At 63.5% G+C, this 21,352-nt stretch carries 17 protein-coding genes; 10 read left to right on the top strand and 7 right to left on the bottom strand.

What is annotated here, in order from left to right:
- Positions 1-10: 10 nt before the first annotated feature.
- On the top strand, positions 11-748 hold the full coding sequence (locus tag J3D46_RS11955) for an MBL fold metallo-hydrolase (RefSeq protein ID WP_253467379.1): 738 nt from the start codon (positions 11-13) through the stop codon (positions 746-748).
- Between the two features lie 6 nt (positions 749-754).
- On the opposite strand, the gene J3D46_RS11950 is transcribed toward J3D46_RS11955, so the two are convergent.
- A complete protein-coding gene (locus J3D46_RS11950; protein WP_253467376.1) occupies positions 755-1,651 on the bottom strand; it encodes a LysR family transcriptional regulator in 897 nt (298 codons plus the stop codon).
- Between the two features lie 120 nt (positions 1,652-1,771).
- On the opposite strand from J3D46_RS11950, the gene J3D46_RS11945 reads away from it, so the two are divergent.
- Both J3D46_RS11945 and J3D46_RS11940 read left to right on the top strand, forming a co-directional pair.
- Positions 1,772-3,187 (top strand): M20 family metallopeptidase, encoded by a 1,416-nt coding sequence (locus J3D46_RS11945; RefSeq protein WP_253467373.1) that lies wholly within the window; start codon positions 1,772-1,774, stop codon positions 3,185-3,187.
- 29 nt (positions 3,188-3,216) lie between these two features.
- Positions 3,217-4,548 (top strand): MFS transporter, encoded by a 1,332-nt coding sequence (locus J3D46_RS11940; RefSeq protein WP_253467370.1) that lies wholly within the window; start codon positions 3,217-3,219, stop codon positions 4,546-4,548.
- 104 nt (positions 4,549-4,652) lie between these two features.
- Here the strand turns inward: J3D46_RS11940 and J3D46_RS11935 are convergent, their stop codons facing one another.
- The gene (locus tag J3D46_RS11935) at positions 4,653-6,062 is read right to left on the bottom strand and encodes an NAD(P)H-quinone dehydrogenase (RefSeq protein WP_231339257.1); all 1,410 of its coding nucleotides are present in this window, start codon (positions 6,060-6,062) and stop codon (positions 4,653-4,655) included.
- 122 nt (positions 6,063-6,184) lie between these two features.
- On the opposite strand from J3D46_RS11935, the gene J3D46_RS11930 reads away from it, so the two are divergent.
- The 4 genes from J3D46_RS11930 to J3D46_RS11915 all read left to right on the top strand — a co-directional run bounded on the left by J3D46_RS11930 (position 6,185) and on the right by J3D46_RS11915 (position 12,629).
- On the top strand, positions 6,185-6,985 hold the full coding sequence (locus tag J3D46_RS11930) for a purine-nucleoside phosphorylase (protein WP_253467368.1): 801 nt from the start codon (positions 6,185-6,187) through the stop codon (positions 6,983-6,985).
- Positions 6,986-7,473: 488 nt separating this feature from the next.
- The gene (locus J3D46_RS11925) at positions 7,474-9,072 is read left to right on the top strand and encodes a glycoside hydrolase family 68 protein (RefSeq protein ID WP_253467365.1); all 1,599 of its coding nucleotides are present in this window, start codon (positions 7,474-7,476) and stop codon (positions 9,070-9,072) included.
- A 92-nt stretch (positions 9,073-9,164) separates the two neighbouring features.
- Positions 9,165-10,781, top strand: coding sequence for a glycoside hydrolase family 32 protein (locus J3D46_RS11920; protein WP_253467362.1), 1,617 nt, complete (start codon positions 9,165-9,167; stop codon positions 10,779-10,781).
- A gap of 102 nt (positions 10,782-10,883) precedes the next feature.
- On the top strand, positions 10,884-12,629 hold the full coding sequence (locus tag J3D46_RS11915; RefSeq protein ID WP_253467359.1) for a phospho-sugar mutase: 1,746 nt from the start codon (positions 10,884-10,886) through the stop codon (positions 12,627-12,629).
- Positions 12,630-12,634: 5 nt separating this feature from the next.
- Here the strand turns inward: J3D46_RS11915 and nirD are convergent, their stop codons facing one another.
- On the bottom strand, positions 12,635-12,997 hold the full coding sequence (gene nirD, locus J3D46_RS11910) for a nitrite reductase small subunit NirD (RefSeq protein WP_253467355.1): 363 nt from the start codon (positions 12,995-12,997) through the stop codon (positions 12,635-12,637).
- A gap of 281 nt (positions 12,998-13,278) precedes the next feature.
- Between nirD and nirB the strand changes: the two genes are divergently transcribed.
- From nirB to J3D46_RS11895, 3 genes are read left to right on the top strand one after another with little or no spacing between them, the layout of a single operon-like run.
- Positions 13,279-15,909 (top strand): nitrite reductase large subunit NirB, encoded by a 2,631-nt coding sequence (gene nirB / locus J3D46_RS11905; protein WP_253467351.1) that lies wholly within the window; start codon positions 13,279-13,281, stop codon positions 15,907-15,909.
- A gap of 9 nt (positions 15,910-15,918) precedes the next feature.
- Positions 15,919-16,953: a uroporphyrinogen-III C-methyltransferase gene (gene cobA / locus J3D46_RS11900; RefSeq protein WP_253467348.1), complete on the top strand. Its 1,035-nt coding sequence runs from the start codon at positions 15,919-15,921 to the stop codon at positions 16,951-16,953.
- Positions 16,954-16,965: 12 nt separating this feature from the next.
- Complete coding sequence (locus tag J3D46_RS11895) at positions 16,966-18,123, top strand: uroporphyrinogen-III synthase (protein WP_253467345.1); 1,158 nt, start codon at positions 16,966-16,968, stop codon at positions 18,121-18,123.
- A gap of 28 nt (positions 18,124-18,151) precedes the next feature.
- Here the strand turns inward: J3D46_RS11895 and J3D46_RS11890 are convergent, their stop codons facing one another.
- From J3D46_RS11890 to J3D46_RS11880, 4 genes are all read right to left on the bottom strand, one after another.
- Positions 18,152-19,450, bottom strand: coding sequence for a Y-family DNA polymerase (locus J3D46_RS11890; protein WP_253467342.1), 1,299 nt, complete (start codon positions 19,448-19,450; stop codon positions 18,152-18,154).
- A gap of 197 nt (positions 19,451-19,647) precedes the next feature.
- Positions 19,648-19,776, bottom strand: a complete 129-nt coding sequence (locus J3D46_RS24965) for a hypothetical protein (protein WP_256492792.1) — start codon at positions 19,774-19,776, stop codon at positions 19,648-19,650.
- A gap of 133 nt (positions 19,777-19,909) precedes the next feature.
- Positions 19,910-20,341 (bottom strand): LexA family transcriptional regulator, encoded by a 432-nt coding sequence (locus J3D46_RS11885; RefSeq protein ID WP_159697748.1) that lies wholly within the window; start codon positions 20,339-20,341, stop codon positions 19,910-19,912.
- A 158-nt stretch (positions 20,342-20,499) separates the two neighbouring features.
- Entirely contained in the window at positions 20,500-21,264 is a 765-nt protein-coding gene (locus J3D46_RS11880) for a hypothetical protein (RefSeq protein ID WP_253467339.1), read from the bottom strand.
- Positions 21,265-21,352: the final 88 nt, after the last annotated feature.

The following is a 21,352-nucleotide window of genomic DNA, read 5'->3' as shown; positions in this document are numbered from 1 at the left end:
GACTTCTCGGGTGAACATCTCCGAACAAGCACCCGGCGTCTTTTTCGTGGAGGGACCGGCGTCCAACTGGCTCATTGTCCGTGACGACTCAGGCTTCATCCTGATCGACGGCGGCTACCCCGCCGACCGTGACCTGGTCTTGGAGTCCGTCCGTGGGCTCGGCCTGGATCCCGCGGCAGCCAAGGCAATGTTGATCACGCATGGACACGTGGACCATACAGGATCCGCCGCCTACTTCTCCCGAACCTTTAGCACACCCATCCTCTGCTCCCCCGAGGAACTTGCCCATGTGCAGGGCAAAGAGAAGCATCAGGTCACGTTCGGCCAGGTCTTGGTCCGGGCGTGGCGGCCCAAGGTGTTCCACTGGATGCTGCACGTCATCAATGCCAAAGCCCTCCAAGCAGAGCCGGCCACACGGGCCGAGGCCTGGACCCAGGAGAAGCTCCAAGGCCTGCCGGGAAAGCCGGAAGCGATCCTTCTTCCCGGCCACACCCCGGGCAACGTTGCTTTGCTGCTGCCAACCGCCCAGGCGATCGCCGTGGGAGATTCGTTCGTCAGCGGGCACCCGATCAGCCCTATGTCCGGCCCGCAGATGTTGCACCGGATGTACCACTCGGACCCGGCGGCGGCGTTAGGGGCTACCCATCGGCTCGATGATGTTGACGCTTCAGTGGTCCTCCCGGGACACGGCCCTGCCTTGAATATGCCCCTCGCTGAAGCCCTTTCGGCGCTGCGCAAGCAGTACTGAGCCGGTCTACTCAGCCAAGAGCTCGTCCGCCAAGGCCGAAGCGAAGGCAGTGACCAAGGCCGATTTGCGGCGCCCGGCCATGGTCTGGATTTGTCCCTCCCGCTGGAGGAAGACCGTGTTGTCCACGGGGATGAAGACAAGACCAGCGTCTTCGCGTGCCGGGACCGTGAACCTGCTCATCAGCGCCACTCCAGCGCCGCTCCGGGCAAAGGCAAGAATGGGTCCCACTTGATCCGTTTCCAGGACGATCTCAGGGCTAAGTCCTTCCCGCTGGACGGCGATATCAAAGAGCTCACGCTGGGTAATCCCTCGTCCGGGGAGGGCAAGTTTTTCCTCGCAAAGCTCCTTGAGAGACACCGAATCCCGAGCTGCCAGCCGATGATCGCGCGTGACGGCAGCCAAGGCAGGAGCCGGTAAGGAAAACTCCACAGTGACATCACGCTGGGGCCCGAGGGCAAACACCGCGGCAATGTCAGCCTTGCCGTCGATCACTTGACGCGTGGCCTCTGCTGAGGGCACGACCACCAGGTTGAACACAACGTCGCTGTAGCTGGCTACCATCGTTGCGATGGCCGCCGGCACCCTGCAGTGAGCCAGCCCTTCCGCACTGGCAACCTTGATGACGCTGGTTCGCCGAGACTCCGTATCCCGCAGTTCCTGGAGCAGAGATTCTCCTTCGAGTTCGCTCCTGCGGGCATGCGCCAACACCAATCGCCCAGCCTCGGTAAGCATCATGCCCCGCGGGTGCCTGACGAAGAGCGGAGCTCCGGCCGAGGATTCCAGCTTGCTCATTTGACGGCTGATGGCTGATGGCGAGACGTGGAGGATTTCTGCGGCCTCAGTGATGGATCCGGTACCGGCGACCTCGCGGAAATAGATCAGCGATGTTGGCAACAGCTGCACGTCGCACGCTTCCCTTCGGTTTGCATTCAAGTCAAAGCTTATTGAGAAAAGGATACTGGTTAGTGAGTCAGGCCACATCTAGAGTCGGAGTTAGCCACCACGATTCGAGGAACGAAGCCCATGACTCTACGCACCGAAATCCTTGCTGCAGCTAATGATCACATCGACTCTGGAACGTTTCTCAGAGAACTGCGCACAGCGGTCTCCTACCCGACAGAGAGCGGCAAGCCTGAGGGAAGAGATGCACTGAATGCATATCTGGACGACATCCTCACCCAGTTGTTGGAGGACATGGGGTGCGCCGTGGATCGGTGGGACCGGTGGGACGGCAGCGACAACTCGTTCCTGCTCGGCACCCGCATGGAAAGCCCTGAGCTCCCCACGGTCCTCTGCTACGGACACGCCGATGTGGTGGACGGCCACGAGGGACGGTGGGCAGGAGGCCGTAATCCGTGGGAAGTTTCCGTTCAAGAAGGTCACTGGTACGGCCGGGGCACCGCCGACAACAAGGGCCAGCACTTGGTAAACCTGGCAGCCCTCCGGCTTCTGCTTGCCCACCAGGGAAAGCTTGGCTTCAATCTCAAATTCCTGTTCGAATGCGGCGAAGAGATCGGCTCGCCCAACCTGGCCGAGTTCGCGGCCTCGCACCAGGATGAGCTCTCCGCGGATGTCTTCATCGCATCCGATGGTCCCCGCCTCAACGCCCATACTCCGACGATCTTCCTTGGCGCCCGGGGCGGCGCAAGCTTTGAGCTCACGGCCAAGCTGCGGCCCAGCTCCTACCACTCGGGCAACTGGGGCGGGCTCCTTCGGAATCCGGCCACCACCCTGGCAGCCGCCATCGGCACACTGGTGGACGGACATGGCCGGGTTCAGATACCCGGCCTGCTGCCTGTAGCGCTACCGGGCTCCGTCCGGCGAGCCCTTGCCGGCGTCGAAATCTTGCCGGGGCCCGAAGACCCTGCCGTTGATGAGGGCTGGGGCGATGAGAGCCTCAGCCCTGCTGAGCGGGTCTACGGCTGGAACACGCTGGAAGTCCTGGCCCTGGGCGCTGCTGACCTGGAAAACCCCGTCAACGCCATTCCCGGAACCGCGCAAGCAATCCTGCAACTTCGATACGTCACCGGAACAGACACCAACGGGTTGGAGCGCCGACTTCAGGACCATCTGGACGCCAAGGGCTTTGACATGGTCAAGGCCCGGGTCACCACGGTCTTTCCTGCCAGCAGGTTGGACCCGGACAATCCTTGGGTTGCCTGGGCCAGCCAGTCCATCACGGAGACCACGGGCACGGCACCGGCGATCCTGCCCAACATTGGCGGCTCCCTCCCCAACCACGTTTTCGAAGACATCCTGGGGCTGCCGACACTCTGGGTCCCGCACTCCTACCCCGGTTGCCTGCAGCACGCGCCCAACGAACACATGCTCGAGTCCATCGCCCGCGAAGGCCTGCAGATCGCGTGCGGGCTCTTCCACGATCTAGGCCAAGCCCAGGTTCCTGTCCTGGAGCAACGCCGCACAGCAGCCCACGCCTGAATCCCACTACGTATCATCGAGGGAACACCATGACAACAACGCCCAACGCCGGTCCTGCGCAGCAGCCGGCACCTGTTGGCATCAACGACGACGTTGTACGCCCGCAGTCCAGGAAATCGACCACGCGAGGAATTGCCGCCGCGACGGTCGGTAATGCCCTGGAGTGGTTCGACATGGGCATCTATGCCCTGCTTGCCATCTACATCGGCCGCAATTTCTTCCCGGCCGAAAACCCGGCAGTGGAGCTAATCCAAGCCTTTGCCGTCTTTGGCGCCTCCTACCTGATCCGTCCCCTGGGCGGCCTCATCCTTGGCTCCTACGCAGACAGGAAGGGTTTGAAAAAGGGCCTCATGCTGACCATCCGCCTGATGGTGATCGGCACGGCGATGATCGCCTTCATGCCTGGCTACGACCAGATTGGCATGCTCGCCCCGATCGGCATCATCCTTGCCCGCCTGGTCCAAGGCTTCTCGGCTGGTGGTGAGTTTGGTGCCGCGACGTCGTTCCTCATCGCCCAAGACTCCAAGCGCAAGGGCTTCCTGGGAAGCTTCCAGTTCGCCAGCCAAGGCTTGGGATCGCTGATGGCAGCCATCTTCGTCGCCGTCCTCACCTCCGTGCTTTCCGCATCGGACATGACCGAGTGGGGCTGGCGCATCCCCTTCATTTTCGGGCTGTTGGTGGGCCCGGCGGGCTACTTCATCCGGAAGCATGTGGATGAAGCGCCGATCGTCCGCAGCGACGACGACGCCGGAGCCTCGGGATCCCCCATCCTGGATGTTTTCAAGACCCAAAAGCTCGGCATCTTCATTGCTGCAGGCGCCTTGGCCATTTCCACGGCAGTGAACTTCATCCTCCAGTACATGCCTACGTACGGGATCAAGCAGTTGGGACTCGACCCGTCAGCTTCGTTCAGCTGCCTGGTGATCACGGGCGTCATCCTCACCTTCGGGACACCCGTGGTGGGGCACCTCTCGGACAAGTTCGGGCGACTGAGGATCATGATCCCCACGGTCATTCTGACCGCACTGATGGTGATCCCGCTGTTCCTCTGGCTGACTGCCGGGAGGTCCTTCCTGGTTCTGGCCACCACCATGACCATTCTCGGTTGCCTGAAGGCCGCCTACTTCGGAGCATTGCCCTCGGTGATGTCGGACGCCTTTGATGCACGTTCCCGGGCAACCGGACTGTCCTTCAGCTACAACGCTTCCGTGGCGGCCTTCGGTGGCTTCACTCCCATGATCGCCGCGTACCTCATCGAGATCACAGGACAGGATGTCGCCCCTGCCTACTACTTGGCCATCCTGGCTTGCCTGAGCCTGGCGGCGTTGGGAGCCGGCCTCAAGTACCGGGGCATCCGCTAAGTCGCTGGACGCAGAAACGCCCGCCTCGATGGCTCGCTGCGCAGGGTGCCGTGCGAACGGCATGGTGCGCAGCGAACCGTCGAAACGGGCGTCGGCGTTTGAACCTACATGTGCACGTGCAAGCGCCGTGCGGCCTCAGAAATGGATCCCGTGAGCGACGGGTACACCGTGAAGGCGCTGGCGACGTCGTCCACGTGGAGCTTCTGGGTCACGGCCACGGAGATCGGGAAGATGAGCTCGGAAGCGTTCGGGCCAACCACCACGCCACCAATCACGGTGCCTGATCCCTTGCGGGCGATGATCTTGACGAAGCCGTCCTTGGTGTTGCGCATCTTGGCGCGGGCATTGCTGAGCAGGGACAGCATCACCACGTCGCCCTGGTACTTGCCGGAGGCGAGATCGGCCTCGGAAACGCCTACGGAGGCGATTTCCGGGGAGGTGAAGATGTTGGACGCCACCTGGTTGAGCTTGAGCGGCTTCACTCCGTCGCCCATGAAGTGCGCGATGGCGATGCGGCCCTGCATGGCGGCTACAGAAGCCAGGGCGAAAACGCCTGTGCAGTCGCCGGCAGCGTAAATGTTGGGGGCGGTGGTGCGGGAAACGCCATCCACCTTGATGTGGCCGGACTCCGTGAGGGTCACACCGGCTTCTTCAAGACCGATTCCGGCCGTGTTCGGTATGGATCCAACACACACCAAGCAGTGCGAGCCTGTCACGACCGATCCGTCACCCAAGGTGACCTTCACGCCGTCGTCCGTCCGCTCGACGGCGTTCGCGCGTGACTTCGACAAAACGCGGACGCCCCGACGCTCGAAGACGCCCTCCAGCAGCTTGGCAGCGTCCGTGTCCTCGCCGGGAAGGACCTGGTCGCGGCTGGAAATCAGGGTGACCTTGGATCCCAGGCCGTTGTAGGCGGATGCGAACTCCGCGCCGGTAACACCGGATCCCACCACGATCAGCTCTTCGGGGAGCTCGTCCAGGTTGTAGATCTGGGCCCAGTTGAGGATGCGTTCGCCGTCGGGCTTGGCCGTGGGGAGTTCGCGCGGGTGGGCGCCGACAGCCAGCAGGATGGCGTCGGCATCGATGGTGCGGGTTCCTTCGAGGGTCAGGACCTCGATGGTGTTGTTGTCCAGCAGTTTGCCGGAACCGATCACGATCTCCACGCCCAGTCGCTCAAGGCCGGCACGGATGTCCTCGGACTGTCCATGGGCCAGGTTCAGGACACGATCATTGATGTGCTTAAGGTCTGCACGGGGCTTGGACGCGGTGCCGTCGCCGTCGAACTTCACTCCCAGCTCGTCCGCCTCACCGACGCGGGTCATGAGGTCGGCGGTGGCAATGAGGGTCTTGGAAGGCACGACGTCGGTCAGCACGGCTGAGCCGCCGAGGCCTGCCCGCTCAACGATGGTGACGTGGGCGCCGAGTGAGGCGGCCACCATGGCAGCTTCATATCCGCCGGGACCACCTCCCAGGATCGCGATACGGGGGGCACTGAAGTCAACTTGGGTGGTCACAATCCTCAATTCTCGCTCATTGCCACGCCGGCTGCCACTCAGCCCACCCTCACCAGCACCCGGGTCCCTACCAAAGTCCCGTGGCCGCAAGGTAGCTTGTACCAGTGAGTAACACTGAGCTGATGAACACAGACCCTTTCGAAGCCGCACAAGCCGCCGCTGACTTCATTGCCGCGGAGACCGGCGTCGAGTCCCACGATGTAGCACTGGTGCTCGGATCCGGCTGGGCGGAGGCCGCGGACCTTATTGGTGAAACCACCGCCACACTCAACGCCTCGGAGGTCCCGGGCTTCCACAAACCAGCAGTCGTGGGCCATGTGGGCACCATCCGCTCCGTCCTCACCAAAGAGGGCAAGCGGGCCCTGGTCCTCGGCGCCAGGACGCACTACTACGAGGGCCGCGGTGTACGTTCAGTGGTCCACGGCGTCCGCACCGCAGCAGCCGCCGGATGCACGACCCTGGTCCTTACCAACGGCTGCGGCGGTCTCAACGAGGCGTGGACCCCGGGCACTCCCGTGCTCATCAGCGACCACATCAACCTCACCGCAACTTCACCGCTTGAGGGCGCCACGTTTGTTGACCTCACCGACCTCTATTCCTCACGCATCCGCGATCTTGCCCGCGAAGTCGATTCCTCCCTGCAGGAGGGCGTCTACGCCCAGTTCACGGGCCCGCACTACGAAACGCCGGCCGAGGTGCAGTACGCCAAGCGCATCGGCGCCGACTTGGTGGGCATGTCCACCGCGCTTGAAGCGATCGCCGGCCGCCATGCGGGAATGGAAGTCTTCGGCATTTCGCTGGTGACCAACCTCGCCGCAGGTATCAGCCCGGTCCCCCTGAGCCACGCGGAGGTCCTGGAAGCCGGGCAGGCCGCGGGCAAGCGGATCTCCAAGCTCCTGGCTGAGATCATCGCCAAGCTCTAAGACGAACCCCAAAGAATGCGTGGTCACTGGCAGGTGGCCACGCATTCCTGTTTAAGGGTGCGCGTCTTTAAGGGTGCGCGTCGGCGTGTGCGCTAACAATCGGGGGCGGGAAGTAAATGCACAGCAGATTCCCAGAATAAATCTGATTTGTTGCGCAACATTTGACCTGCCTGGCCGGAAATGTCACGCGCGCACGTTGGCAATGTAAGCGCTTGCGCATCTACGGGCGGGTAGCCTCCCGGGCAGATGAAATGCCCTTTGATTTGCGACCTAACACGTGTCTAGCGTGGAGAGTGCTCCGGTAAGTCGACGTGCCGGAACACACCGCGACGAGGGCCCCGCATGGACTCGTCGCCACCTCGAAACGATGGCGTCCTTCGAAGACGCTTCCAGCGGATCGACGGACGCCTGAGTAAAAGAACCCCTCATCAGGGGACAGGGCATGCGCCCCACTCCACGAAGTCCAACACTCCGCGAGAAGAGCAAGCATGAACACGCACTCAACCCCTCAACGGCCACGCCGCCGTCTGCGACGGGCAATAGCCGTCGCCGCTGCAGCCAGCGTGGCAGGCAGCATCCTGCTGGTCACGCCCGCTGCGCAGGCCAACCTGCCGGCCGACCCGCCGTCGAGCACCATGCCGGCACCCACGCCCGGCTTCCCGCTGCCAACCACCCATACGCAGCAGGCCTACGACCCGGCAGCAGACTTCACGTCCAAGTGGACGCGCGCCGACGCCAAACAGATCATGGCCCAGAGCAACCCCAACGTTGCACCGGGCCAGAACTCCATGAGCCCCAACGTCACCATGCCGGAAATCCCCAAGGACTTCCCGGCCATGAACGACGACGTCTGGGTATGGGACACCTGGTCCCTGACCGACGAGAACGCGAACCAGATCAGCTACAAGGGCTATGACGTCATCTTCTCCCTGGTGGCTGACCGGCATGCAGGCTACGGCTTCGACCAGCGCCACTGGAACGCCCGGATCGGCTACTTCTTCCGGAAGACCAACGCCGATCCTGCCAAGGACAAATGGAACTACGGCGGACACCTGTTCCTGGACAACACGTCCATCGGAAACACGGAATGGTCCGGTTCCACCCGCCTCATGCAGGGCAACAAGATCAACGTGTTCTACACGGCCACCACGTTCTATGACATCGCCGAACGCAACGCCGGTGGGGGTGGAATCGCCCCCGACGCGGCCATCGCCAAGGCCCTGGGCACCATCCATGCCGACAAGAACGGCGTGAGCTTTGATGGCTTCCAGCACACCAAACTGCTGGAACCGGACGGAAAGCTGTACCAGAACAAGGCCCAGAACCCGGGCTTCGCTTTCCGTGATCCGTACACGTTCGCGGACCCCGCACACCCGGGCAAGACCTTCATGGTCTTCGAAGGCAACACCGGTGGCACCCGGGGCTCCTACAAGTGCAAGCAGGAAGACCTGGGCTACCAGCCCGGCGATCCCAACGCCGAAACCGTGGCCCAGGTCAACAGCACCGGCGCTTGGTACCAGACAGCAAACGTGGGCCTGGCAGTCGCAGACAACAAGGACCTGACCAAGTGGAGCTTCCTTCCGCCGATCCTGTCTGCAAACTGCGTCAACGATCAGACTGAGCGTCCCCAGATCTTCATCCAGAACGAGAACGGGAAGAACAAGTACTACCTGTTCACCATCAGCCACCAGTTCACCTACGCGGACGGCATGCGCGGTCCCGACGGCGTGTACGGCTTTGTTGGCAACGGCGTCCGTTCGGACTACCAGCCGGTCAACAACAGCGGCCTGGCCCTGGGTTCCCCCACGGACCTGAACATGCCGGCCAACGCCCCGGAAGGCCCGGACCCCCGACAGAATGGCCGCCAGTTCCAGGCCTACTCGCACTACGTGCAGCCCGGAGGCCTGGTGCAGTCGTTCATCGACAACGTGGACGGTGTCCGCGGCGGTTCACTCTCACCCACCGTGAAGATGAACTTCAAGGGCGGAGTGACGCAGGTTGACCGCAGCTTCGGCCAGAACGGCCTCGGCCCGTTCGGCTACCTGCCCACCAACGTCCGCGTCGGCGGCGAAGGCCACTACAAGTAGGCCATAAAACCCTGGCCGTGAGGCCGCGGCAGGGGTGTTGGCTCCAGAAGGGCCAGCACCCCTGCCACCCCAACCCCTTCAGGATTTTCCCCATGACTTATCCCAACCCCCACCTGTCCCGCCGCCATTTACTGGCCGCAAGTGCCGCCGTCGTGGTCGCCTTTTCTGCCGCTTCCTGCACGGCCAGCCCGACGCCGTCCCCCACCTCGACGGGTCCGGCACCTACCGCTTCGGATCCTTGGCGGCCCGTTGCCCACCTGACGGCTGAAAAGAACTGGCTCAACGACCCCAATGGCCTCGTCTTCCACGACGGGACCTACCACGCGTTTTACCAGTACAACCCGCGCGGAAACTCGTGGGGCAACATGTCCTGGGGCCACTCCACCAGCACAGACCTGGTGCACTGGGAACAGCGTCCCGTGGCCATGGAAGCCAGCCCCGAGGAAGAGATCTTCTCCGGCTGCATCGTCATGGACACGAACAACGCTTCCGGACTGGGATCGGCAGGGAATCCGCCGATGGTGGCCCATTACACCAGCGCTTACGGGAAGAACGGTGCACTCCCCCAGGGCGCGCAGGCACAGTCGCTCGCCTTCAGCCTGGATAACGGGACCACCTGGCAGAAGTACCGGGGCAACCCTGTGCTGAACCTCGCGCCCACGAACAACAACTTCCGCGATCCCAAAATCACCTGGTATGAGCCGGGCGGTTACTGGGTGATGACCACCGTGGTGGCCGACGCCCAAGTGGTCAAAATGTTCAAGTCCACCGATCTGCTCCAGTGGGATTACTTGAGTGATTTCTCGGGAGTCGGAGCCCAAGGAGGGCTCTGGGAGGTGCCCGAACTTCTCCAGATGAAGGTAGAAGGTTCCACCGCGAAGAAGTGGGTGATGCTGCTCAGCATCAACCCCGGCGGTATAGCTGGCGGCTCGGGCATGCAGTACTTCGTCGGTGAATTCGACGGGACCCGCTTCACAGCCGAAAACGCGGCCGCACCGGATGCCCCACTCAACGAATCCCAGTGGCTGGACCATGGCGCCGACTATTACGCGGCCAACTCCATCTCCGGCGCGCCCGGTGACAAACCCGTGCTGCTTGGCTGGATGGGCAACTGGGACTACGCCCAGCATGTTCCCACCACTCCGTGGCGAGGTTCCATGGCGATTCCGCGCGAGCTCACCTTGGTTCGCGGAGAGCGCCGTTTCGAACTGCGGTCCGTCATCGCCTCCGCAGCAAGAACGGCACTTGAACGCGCCGGCAGTGAAGTCAAAGGCAAAAACCTCACCATCGGCTCCTCACCGAAGGCACTCGGCGAGGACTTCACGGGCCGCGCCCAACTGATCGAACTCGAGATGGAACTGACCTCTGCCCGCGAAGCCGGACTGATCCTCCGCCAATCGCCCGATGCCAATGCGGGCCTGCGTATCTCCTACAACAAGGAGAACCACACTCTCAGGGTGGACCGGTCCAAGGCCGGAACGGGCAACTTCTCTGAAAAGTTCAGCCCATTTCACGAAGTGGCCCTGCCATCCTCCGGGAACAAGGTCCATCTGACCATCCTCTTGGATTCGTCCTCTGTGGAAGTCTTCGCCGGAGACGGAGCTGCGGTTGTTTCGGACACGTTCTTCCCGGACTGGGACGACACGGGTTCTTCAGGGTTCAGCCTGGATGGCGACACGGACTTCACCGTGCGAACGCGCTCACTTTAGTGCCGCCGATGAGCGGGATCCCACCCATTAAGACCCCTCTTGGGGGAAGGGATCTTGCCCCTCGTTGCCCCTTCGCGGCTCATTGAGGATAGTTTTGTCCCTATGACATCCAGCGATGCCGCATTTGAACAGCTGCTCACCGACGCCCGCGAATGGGCATCCCAAGACCCGGATCCGGCGACGTCGGCCTCTCTCGTGGAGCTCGCCGAACTCGCCAGTGGCGGTGATGCGGGAGCAGCCCAGGAGCTGGGCGACAGCTTCAACGGCACCCTGCAGTTCGGCACTGCCGGCCTCCGCGCAGCACTGGGCCCCGGTCCCAACCGCATGAACCGCGTCGTTGTCCGTCGAGCCGCGGCAGGTTTGGCGGCTTTCCTCAACGAAGCAGTCGCTGCAGCTGCGCCGGGAACCCAGCCACGCGCCGTCGTCGGCTTTGATGCCCGCTACAACTCGGACATCTTTGCCGAGGAAACCGCGGCAATCTTCACCGCAGCAGGAATCGAGACGTTCCTCATGCCGGCGGCGCTCCCGACGCCGTTGCTCGCCTACGCGGTCAGGTCACTGGAGTGCGACGGCGGCGTGATGGTCACAGCCAGCCACAACCCGCCGCAGGACAACGGCTACAAGGTCTACCTGGGGCGGCACGCTGTGCCGGAGAGCGGGCGCGGTTCCCAGATCGTGGCCCCCTACGATGCAAAAATCGCGGCGAAGATCGAGGCTGTGGGGGCGCTGGACTCGATTCAGCTGGCCGCGGCCGGCTGGACCGTGCTGCCCAACGCCATCACCGCAGAGTATGAAACTGCCATGGCCGGCCTGGCAGATCGGGAACACTTTCCCGCCCGGGACCTCAAGATCGTCCTGACTCCCATGCACGGTGTGGGTGGCGAAACGGCCGTCTCAGTCCTTAATGCCGCAGGTTTCACGGACGTCACCCTGGTGGCTGAACAGGCGGCACCGGACCCTGACTTCCCCACTGTTGCCTTCCCCAACCCGGAAGAACCCGGCGCGCTTGACCTGGCTCTCGCGGCTGCCGCGGACTCGGATGCGGACATCGTTCTGGCCAATGATCCCGACGCCGACCGCGCCGCAGTCGCAGCCTTGGATCCCGCCACCGGTGCTTGGCGGATGTTGCGCGGGGACGAAGTGGGTGCGTTACTGGGCGCACATGTCGTAGCGCGCATGGCCGCCGGTGCGGGCGAAGAGACCCGGGGCGGCGTCTTCGCCAACTCGATCGTGTCCTCACGCCTTCTCTCACGGATCGCGGCAGCAGCCGGGTATGCGCACGAGGAAACGCTCACGGGATTCAAATGGATTTCCCGGGTTCCCGGCCTCACCTACGGGTACGAGGAAGCCCTGGGTTACTGTGTGGCGCCCGAACTGGTGCGCGACAAGGACGGCATTTCCGCAGCAGTCCTGATCGCCGAATTGGCCGCCGCCGCCAAAGCTGAGGGCAGGACCATCTTCGACACCCTTGATGACCTGTACCTGGTGCACGGGCTGCACGCCAGTGACCAGTTGAGCATCCGGGTGGCAGACCTCGGGTTGCTCGACGCCATGATGAACCGCCTGCGGGTCAACCCGCCCGAAGCATTCGGAGGCTCCGCCGTCGAGGTCTTCACCGACTTGGCAGAAGGAAGCCAGGCCCTGCCGCCCACGGACGGTCTGCTGTATGTGACCCGGGACCTCACCCGCGTGATTATCCGTCCCAGTGGCACGGAGCCCAAGCTCAAGTGCTACCTGGAAGTCATCCAGGCCGTTGAGTCCGCGGCCGAACTGCCCGAGGCACGCCAAGCAGCACGGACCTCCCTGGACGATGTCCTTAGGGATGTCCGCGAAGCATTGGGTTTGTAGGAGTCCTAGACTTCAACTTCGATGAAACCGTCCACCAAACGGGTGGCGAAGACGGCGAGCGTAAGTTCCGGGTTGGTGAAGCACTCCCCGGTTTCGAGGTCGTAGACCTCCTTGTGCAGTGGCGACGCGATGGTCGGCCTGCTGCCTCGGGATCCGATGATGCCGCGGGCCATGACGTTGGCCAGCGTTGCAGGATCCTGCTGTGCCACAGCGAAGACCTCGGTGGGCGCGGTGCGGAACAGGGCAACCTGGCGTCCGGCGATCAGTGCCGCTTCGCCCCAGGCCACTTCCAGTTCTGCCACCGGGCAAACACGCTGCCACGTGGCGGTGGTGGTCAGGTCCTCGGCACGGTCCAGAATTACGGTCATTTCAGCCCCTCTCACTGTGTCCGGGTGCTGGCATTTCCACCGTCACTCCCCCGGACCGGGCCACGCTTGCGGCCACTCCTCCACGCTAGGGCGGGGGTGTTTCAACAGGGGTGCGCGTTTGTGTCCAACGCGTAAAAGAGACCTCACGCCCCCGGAAATGCGTTCGTGATGCAGAAGTTAAGATCACGAAACATAAGGGAAACTGAAGCGAAACTGCCCGTCCCTAGGCTGGAACCACAAGTTGCGGAGATCCGTCTGCAACATCTGCGAAAGGCCCACCAGTGACCGGACACACTTCAAGTACAGAGAACCCGCGCCGCATCGTCGTCGTCGGCGGCGGTCCCGCTGCCCACCGTTTCACCGATGCCATGGTCAACCGGGGACTTGAAGGTTGGCAGGTTACGGTGCTGACCGAAGAGGCCCACCTCCCTTATGACCGAGTGGCGCTGAGCAAGGCCCTCACCGAAACCGACGTGGACCTCACCCTGGGCGAGGCATCGATGTGGGACCACGAGGCCCTGACCCTCAAGACCGGCGAGCGCGCCGTCAAGATCGACACGGTTGCCAAGAGTGTGCTCACGGCCGCCGGCAACAAGTACGAATACGACCACCTGGTGGTTGCCTCGGGTTCGGATGCAGCCCGGCTTCCCATTCCCGGCGCCGAGCACACCCACGTTTACCGCACGCTCGAAGACGTCTGGACCATTAACAAGGCCATCGCCGAGCTCAGCGCGAAGCTGGGACGCAAGGTCAACGCAGTCACCATCGGCGGCGGCCTGCTGGGGCTTGAGTCCGCGGCCGGTACCGAGCAGCTCGGTGCCACTCCGGTGGTCATCAACGGGTCGCCTTGGCTCATGAACACCCAGTTGGACGAAGGCGCAGGCCAGGCCCTCGGTCGGCTGATTGAAGCCAAGGGCTTCGAGGTCCACGGTGGCGTCTTCCCTTCGGAGGTTGTTACGGACGACGACGGCAACGTCACCGGAGTCCTCATGGCCGACGGCCGCACCATCGACGCCGACCTTGTCATCGTGGCTATCGGCGTCAAACCCCGCGACGACCTTTTCCGCGCGGCAGAAGGCGAAGAGCAGCTCTTCAGCTTGGGCCAGCGCGGCGGTGTGGTCATCAACGATTTCTGTGCTACCGAAGTGGACGGGATCTGGGCCATCGGTGAGGTGGCCAACTTCGAGGGCATGTGCTTGGGCCTCGTGGCTCCCGCCAACACCATGGCCGAGATCGTTGCCGACCGCCTGCACGGTGGCGAAGCGACCTTCCCGGGCTTTGACACTGCCACCAAACTCAAGTTGTCCGGCGTTGATGTTGCCAGCTTCGGTGACGCCTTCGCCCGGACCGAGCACTCCCTCGAAATCGTTTACGCCGACCCCGCCCGCGGCGTTTACCAGAAGATCGTCACCACCGATGATGCCAAGACCCTCTTGGGCGGCATTTTCGTCGGCGATGCTTCCCCCTACATGAGCCTCCGCCCGCTCCTGGGCCGCGAGCTCTCCGCCGAACCCGGTGCCTATCTGAGCGCTGCCGGCGGTGGCGAGGCCCCGGAGACCGAGCTCCCCGATGACGCCATCCTGTGCTCCTGCAACAACGTGGCCGCCGGAACCATCCGCGACACCATCAACGGTTGCGGCGCCTGCGAAGGCGACGCTCCTGTGCAGGAACTCGGCGAACTCAAGGGCTGCACGAGGGCCGGTACCCAGTGTGGATCGTGCGTCCCCATGCTCAAGAAGCTCCTCGAAGGCGAGCTGAAGAAGTCCGGCATCGAGGTCTCCAAGGCACTCTGCGAGCACATCAGCCTCTCCCGCCAGGAACTCTTCGACGCCATCCGCGTGCTGGAACTGACGTCCTTCGAAGAGATCATGGCCAAGTACGGCACCGGTGCGGGCTGCGATATCTGCAAGCCGACCATTGCCTCCATCCTGGCCAGCCAGCACTCCGCCTATGTCCTGGATGCCGGACGTGGCTCGCTGCAGGACACCAACGACCGCGCTCTGGCGAACATGCAGAAAGACGGCACCTACTCGGTGGTCCCCCGCATCGCAGGTGGCGAGATCACGCCCAAGGGCCTGGGCGTCATCGCGGCCGTTGCCGGGAAGTACAACCTCTACACCAAGATCACGGGCGGACAACGCATCGATATGTTCGGTGCCCGCCTTGAGCAGCTCCCGGACATCTGGAAGGAACTGGTGGATGCCGGTTTCGAGTCCGGACAGGCGTACGGCAAGAGCCTGCGCACGGTGAAGTCCTGCGTTGGATCCACGTGGTGCCGCTTCGGTGTCCAGGATTCCGTGGCGATGGCCATCGCACTGGAGCTCCGCTACCGGGGCCTCCGCAGCCCGCACAAGCTGAAGATGGGTGTCTCCGGTTGCGCCCGCGAATGTGCGGAGGCCCGCGGCAAGGATGTTGGCGTGATCGCTACGGCGGACGGTTGGAACCTGTATGTCGGCGGTAACGGTGGCGCCACCCCGGCCCACGCCCAGCTGCTCGCCAAGGATCTGGACGACGAAACCCTTCTGAAGTACATCGACCGCTACCTCATGTACTACATCCGCACCGCCGACCGCCTGCAGCGCACCGCTCGCTGGCAGGAGGAGCTTGACGGCGGCATCAAGCACGTCGAGGAGGTAGTGGTCAACGACTCCCTGGGCATCGCCGAAGAGCTTGAGGCAGCCATGGCCAAGCACATCGACACCTACGAGGACGAGTGGGCTGAGACGTTGAAGGACCCGGAGCGCCTCCGCCGTTTCCGTTCCTTCGTCAACGCTCCCAACCAGAAGGACGAATCCATCTCCTTCGTTCCTGAGCGGGGCCAGATCCGTCCGGCCACGAACGAAGAAAAGGGCGGTGTGCTCATTGCCTCCACCATCCCGGTCCGCAGCGAAACCGTCGGCGCAGAAAACTAGGGGTCTCCCATGCAGCTCACCATCGATCTCACCGGCCGTGACGTCCTCGTCACGGGGTCGGACAAGTCCGCCCGCCAAGCAATCCGCCGCTACCAGAGCGCCGGTGCCCATGTGTACCGGCTGAGCACCCCGGAGGGTGTGCCCGGCGACGGCCAGCTCCCCGAGCGCCCGTTCCTGGTGGCAGTAGTGGACGACGGCGGGGCTGGCTGGCTGCCGCTGGTGGAACGCTGCCGCGACGCCGGAATCCCTGTTGCGTTCGAGCCCGCCCCGGGCGCTGAGGGCCACGTCACCCTGGTAGGCGGAGGCCCGGGGGCCCTGGACCTGCTGACGGTTGGTGCCATCGACGCCTTGCGGGATGCCGACGTCGTGTTCTATGACCGGCTGGCTCCCTACCAGGAACTGGCCGACCTGACCTCTGCCGAGCTGGTGGATGTCGGAAAGCAGCCTGGCCTCCACAAGGTGACTCAGCGTGACATCGAGAAGCTCATGGTGGAAGCTGCCCTGCTGGGTAAGAACGTGGTCCGACTCAAGGGCGGCGATCCATACGTGTTCGGCCGCGGAGGCGAGGAAGTGGCCGCCTGTGTTGCGGCCGGCGTCCCGGTACGGGTGATTTCCGGTGTCACCAGTGCCATCTCCGTTCCTGCAGCGGCAGGGATCCCGGTGACACACCGCGAAGTGAGCCACATGTTCACCGTGGTGTCCGGCCACGCCCCGTTGACCGAGAAGGAGCACACCCACCTTGCCGGCCTTGGCGGCACGATCGTGGTCCTCATGGGTATCGGCACCCTTCCCCAGCTGGCGGCAGGCCTGCGTCGGGCCGGGATGAATTCGGACATGCCCATGGCCGTCGTTGAACGTGGCTACCGTCCGGGACAGCGCACCACCATCGCTGATCTGGGTACGATCGAAACTGCAGCCACCGGCTGCAGCAACCCGGCCGTTCTGGTCATCGGCGAGGTGGTCCGGGTGGCTGAAGCCAACCGCAATCATGCTGAAGCATCCGCTGAACTGAGCCGCCTCGCGGCTTCGCTCCTTGAAGCCTGAAGGTAAGAACACATGACTGTTGCACGCGCCCTCGAAGTCCACGACGCCACCGCCGCTCCGGGAGTATCCGAAGCGGCCGATGCGCCGCTGGATGGCTTCCGAATCGGCGTCACCTCGCACCGCCGTTCCCGTGACCTCATTGAGGCATTGGAGCGCCGCGGTGCGAGCGTGTTGCACGCCCCCGCTTTGAAGATCGCTCCTGTGCAGGAAGACATGGTCCTCATCGAGGACACCCGCACCATCATTGCGGCAAAGCCGGACATTTGTATCGCCACCACGGCTTACGGAATGCGCCGCTGGTGCGAGGCCGCGGACTCGTTCGGCATCGGCGAGCAACTCCTGGAAGCCTTGTCCGCTTGCCGCATGTTCGTCCGTGGCCCCAAGGCCCGCGGTGCCGTGCGCGCTGCCGGTCTTGCCGACGTCGGAATCAGCAGTGACGAAACCACGGCCACGCTGGTGGACATGCTGCTGGCCGAAGGCGTTCGTGGCAAGACCGTGGCCGTGCAGCTGCACGGATACACCGACGTCCGCCAGCTGGAGCGGCTCCGCATGTCCGGCGCCACGGTCCTGACCGTGACGCCATACCGCTGGGTGAAGCCCGACGGCGAGGACAAACTGCCGCGCCTGATCGAAGCCGTGGTGGGCGGGAACCTCGATGTACTGACGTTCACCAGCGCCCCCGCGGTGGATGCCATGTGGAGCACCGCTCACGAAATGGGCCTCTACCGGCAGCTCATCGAAGCCCTTAAGGGGCCGGTGACTGTTGCCGCGGTGGGGCCGGTCACCGCACAGCCACTGGTCGACGCCGGGCTGACGCCCCTTATCCCCGACCGCTACCGGATGGGTGCCTTGATCCGCTTGGTGACGGAGCACCTGTCCCTGAACCACGTGCGCCGTTTGGAAACCAAGAGCGCAACGATCGAGCTGCGTGGGCGCTGCCTGCGGATCAACGGTGAGGTGGTGGACCTTGCACCGGCCCCCCTCCTGCTGCTGCGGGCCCTGCTCGGCGCGGGCGGAGCCGTATTGTCCAGGGAAGCGCTCTCGGACCTGTTGGACCTGCGTGGCTCCGTGCACGCCCTGGACATGACAGTCAGCAGGCTGCGGTCCTCGCTGCCGGATGGCAAGCTCGTGGAGACCGTCGTGAAGCGCGGTTACCGGCTGCGGGCGTAGGTCCTCCGCTTCCTCGTCCCCTGCCACGCTACGCCGCCTTCACCAGGGGAAGTTCGTCCCAGTTGGTGGTGTAGCGGGGGCTGAGCATGTCCCGTTTCATGGACCAGTCCGGGCCGCCCTTAATGCCGGCGTGGCCCAGGCCGATGGAGCCCCGGCCATACCGCTTGCTGACTTGCTCCAGCAGGGGGCCGATGCCGCGCTCCTCATGACGGTTCTCGAAGATCTCCAACGGTTTCTGGTTGCCGCTGGGACGGAGGTCCGTGACCATGATTCCGGCTTTGGCATACTTCACGCCTTCCTGGATTTTGGGGACCAGCGCGTGTGCGGCCTTGGTGAGGAGCACGGGGTCCGACGTGGGCATGGGCAGCCTCACGGTGACCGTGGGAAAGGACTTATCGTTCGGGTTGTAGACGGACGTCGCGGCAAACGCTGTTAGGAGCTTGGCCTGAAGATCGTGCTTGGCCAGCCTGGCACTGGCCATTTGACCGTAGACGCTGAGCACCTGCCGCAGCTGGTCCGTCGTCGTAATCGGTGTGGAGAACGAGCGGGAGAAGATCAGTTGGTCCCGGCCGACTCTCTCTTCCTCCATGGGAATACAGGGCGTGCCTTGGAGTTCCAGGACGGTTCGCATCATGACAATCGAGAACTTGTCCCGCAAAGCAATCGGGTCGGCGCGGACCAGGTCCAGGATTGAGAAGATTCCCAGGGCGTTCAGGCGCTTGGTAAGCCGCGTTGCCACACCCCAGATTTCAATGACGGACAGCCGTGCCATGAGAGCTTCGCGTTGGGCTTCGGGGACCGAGTCCCAGCGGCATACGCCGTGGAAGGCTGGATTGTGCTTAGCCCATTTGTTGGCGAGCTTGGCCAGGGTCTTGGTGCGGGCGATTCCGACACAGACCGGAACCCCCACATGCCGTTGGCAGGCTGCCTTGATGGTGCTTCCCAGCTCCAGCAAGTCCTGCGGTTGTCCCCTGACTCCGAGAAACGCCTCGTCAATGGAGTAGACCTCCTGCCATGCCGAGTAGCGGGCCAGGAGCTCCATGACCCGGGAGCTGATGTCGCCGTACAGTTCATAGTTGCTGGAGAGCGCTATCAGCCCCCATTCCTTGGCCCGTGGGGCGATCTTGAACCACGGCTCCCCCAGCCCAATGCCCAGCTTCTTGGCTTCCGGCGACCTGGTCACGGCGCAACCGTCATTGTTGGACAACACAATCAATGGCTTGCCCTCCAGCGCGGGGTTGAATGCCCTCTCCGCCGACGCATAGAAGCAGTTGATATCCACATGGGCAATCTCTTGCATTTGATGCATGAGAGCTGGCTTGGACATCATTCTCCTTGCGTTCGCCACTAGCACGCATGCCCGCAATCATCACGCAGGACACCCCATGCATTCGAATATATCTTCGAATGCATCAACTGTACCGCCGACCGGCGACAAGAAACCGCGTTGCAGCAGCGACCGAACTCCGCCCACAACATCAGCTCCAGTTCGATATCAACCTGCCGCTGATCACACCGCTTGGGTTAGTCGTGGGCGGGTTCGCCCCTGACTTGGTGGTCGGCGTGGTTGATGGTCTCCTGGATGAGCCGGAGTTTGGCGAGTTGCCAAAGAAGGTTGAGGCGGGTCGGTTCGGCCAGCATCCGAAGTGTCACGGCTGCGCTCTCGAGCAGTTCCGGCCCGGACTGACACCATCGAAGAGTAGACCCATCCTTCAAGTGCATATGTCGCGTATGTGCACTCAAAGATAGAACGGATCAACTCGGGGATCAGCGGGGGCGGCGACAGCTAGATGTGATGCAGGCACGTGGTTGCCACGCCCCAGATGGTCAGCTCAGACATTGCCGGCACGCGAATGTCCGGGTACTTGGGATTGTCCGCCTGGAGGATCACCCCTGAGGGCGTGACGCGGAGCCTCTTGATGGTCAACTCACCGTCAAGGACAGCCACGACGACGGACCCGTCCTTGGGCTCCAGCGCCCGGTTAACGATCAACTCGTCCCCATCGCTGATCCCGGCACCCTCCATGGATTGCCCCGTCACTCTCACCACGAAAGTGCTGGTGACATCCTTGATCAGGTGCTCATTGAGATCGATCCTGCCGTCAAAGTAGTCCTGGGCAGGCGATGGATACCCTGCCGCCACCGGGATTGGAGCCAGCAGTACCGACATCAGGGAAAAGCCCGCATCTATCACGCGGGGGCCGACGATCACGCCCACAACACACCTTTATTCGAATATATGTTCGATACTTGAGTGTACAGCGGTTGGCGGACATTGTTCGATCTCCACCCGAAACCTACCCGCGGAACCGTGAAATCGCGGGCCGGAGATGGCATGGCTGCTGGTCCCCGCCGGGGCGGGGAAGGCAGATAGAGCTATCCGCCGGTTCCCGGCCGGGCTGGTGCTGTGATCTCGCGCGCGGGCAGGACGGCGGCGTCCAGGATGGTACGGTTCCCGAGCGGCCGTTCGAGATCGACAGCGAAGGGCGTCGCCGGGTTTCCCTGACAGGTGGCCCACTGCGCCCCGGCGGGCTGCACCCCCAGGACGACCTCGACCGTGGACTCTGTTTCGACGAGCTTGACGACGTCAATCCGGCCTTCGGCGTTCTTCCCGGAGTTGCAGTCGAACTCCGTGACGAGGAGAGCCACGCGATCGGACTCAGGGGCCGGCGGCAACGAGGGATCAAGAGTGACTGCGCCGGCTCTCAGCTCGCCAAGGTCCAGCGTGGGCGTGCAGGTCGATGACTCGACGACCGCCCATACCGGTTTACCTGGTTCCGATGCCATGGAGTGGGTGGAAATGACGATATACATGTAGTCGCGGACATCGCCGTGGCCGTGATCCTGGGGAGCTGCGAGTTTGTTCATGAGCATCACACGATCGCTGCTCTCCTGCGCAATCAGCCAGGTGACCGGGTCAAAAGCCGTGACCCCACGGCCGGCGAGAGCCGGGGCGGCCTCCGGGCCGAGCTCGCTGGCCGGTCGTGGATTGTCCAGCGCCTGACGCGAAACCTCGTTGCCTTGGCACAGCACAACTTCCGGTCGGATTTCCGGGGTTGGGCTCCCGGCGGACGGCAGGCTGGCAGACGGCAAGCCGCCGGCCGGCTGTCCGAGCGATGCGCACCCCGTTCCCAACAGCATCAGGGCTCCGCAGGTCAATGTAAGGCGTGGTGCTGCTCTCAATAGTTTCCCCATGCCGCCAAGGCTACGCCGCTCACCGGACGGGACC

The sequence above is a fragment of the Paenarthrobacter sp. A20 genome (assembly GCF_024168825.1).
Taxonomy (GTDB): Bacteria; Actinomycetota; Actinomycetes; order Actinomycetales; family Micrococcaceae; genus Arthrobacter.
Note: the sequence above shows the minus strand (reverse complement) of the source record. Positions and strands in the feature narration are given on the sequence as shown.

Coding starts and splice junctions, on each gene's coding strand:
- J3D46_RS11945 (WP_253467373.1), top strand. CDS start 1,772: ATGACTCTACGCACCGAAATCCTTGCTGCAGCTAATGATCACATCGAC.
- J3D46_RS11940 (WP_253467370.1), top strand. CDS start 3,217: ATGACAACAACGCCCAACGCCGGTCCTGCGCAGCAGCCGGCACCTGTT.
- J3D46_RS11930 (WP_253467368.1), top strand. CDS start 6,185: ATGAACACAGACCCTTTCGAAGCCGCACAAGCCGCCGCTGACTTCATT.
- J3D46_RS11925 (WP_253467365.1), top strand. CDS start 7,474: ATGAACACGCACTCAACCCCTCAACGGCCACGCCGCCGTCTGCGACGG.
- J3D46_RS11920 (WP_253467362.1), top strand. CDS start 9,165: ATGACTTATCCCAACCCCCACCTGTCCCGCCGCCATTTACTGGCCGCA.
- J3D46_RS11915 (WP_253467359.1), top strand. CDS start 10,884: ATGACATCCAGCGATGCCGCATTTGAACAGCTGCTCACCGACGCCCGC.
- nirD (WP_253467355.1), bottom strand. CDS start 12,997: ATGACCGTAATTCTGGACCGTGCCGAGGACCTGACCACCACCGCCACG.
- cobA (WP_253467348.1), top strand. CDS start 15,919: ATGCAGCTCACCATCGATCTCACCGGCCGTGACGTCCTCGTCACGGGG.
- J3D46_RS11895 (WP_253467345.1), top strand. CDS start 16,966: ATGACTGTTGCACGCGCCCTCGAAGTCCACGACGCCACCGCCGCTCCG.
- J3D46_RS11890 (WP_253467342.1), bottom strand. CDS start 19,450: ATGTCCAAGCCAGCTCTCATGCATCAAATGCAAGAGATTGCCCATGTG.
- J3D46_RS11880 (WP_253467339.1), bottom strand. CDS start 21,264: ATGCTGTTGGGAACGGGGTGCGCATCGCTCGGACAGCCGGCCGGCGGC.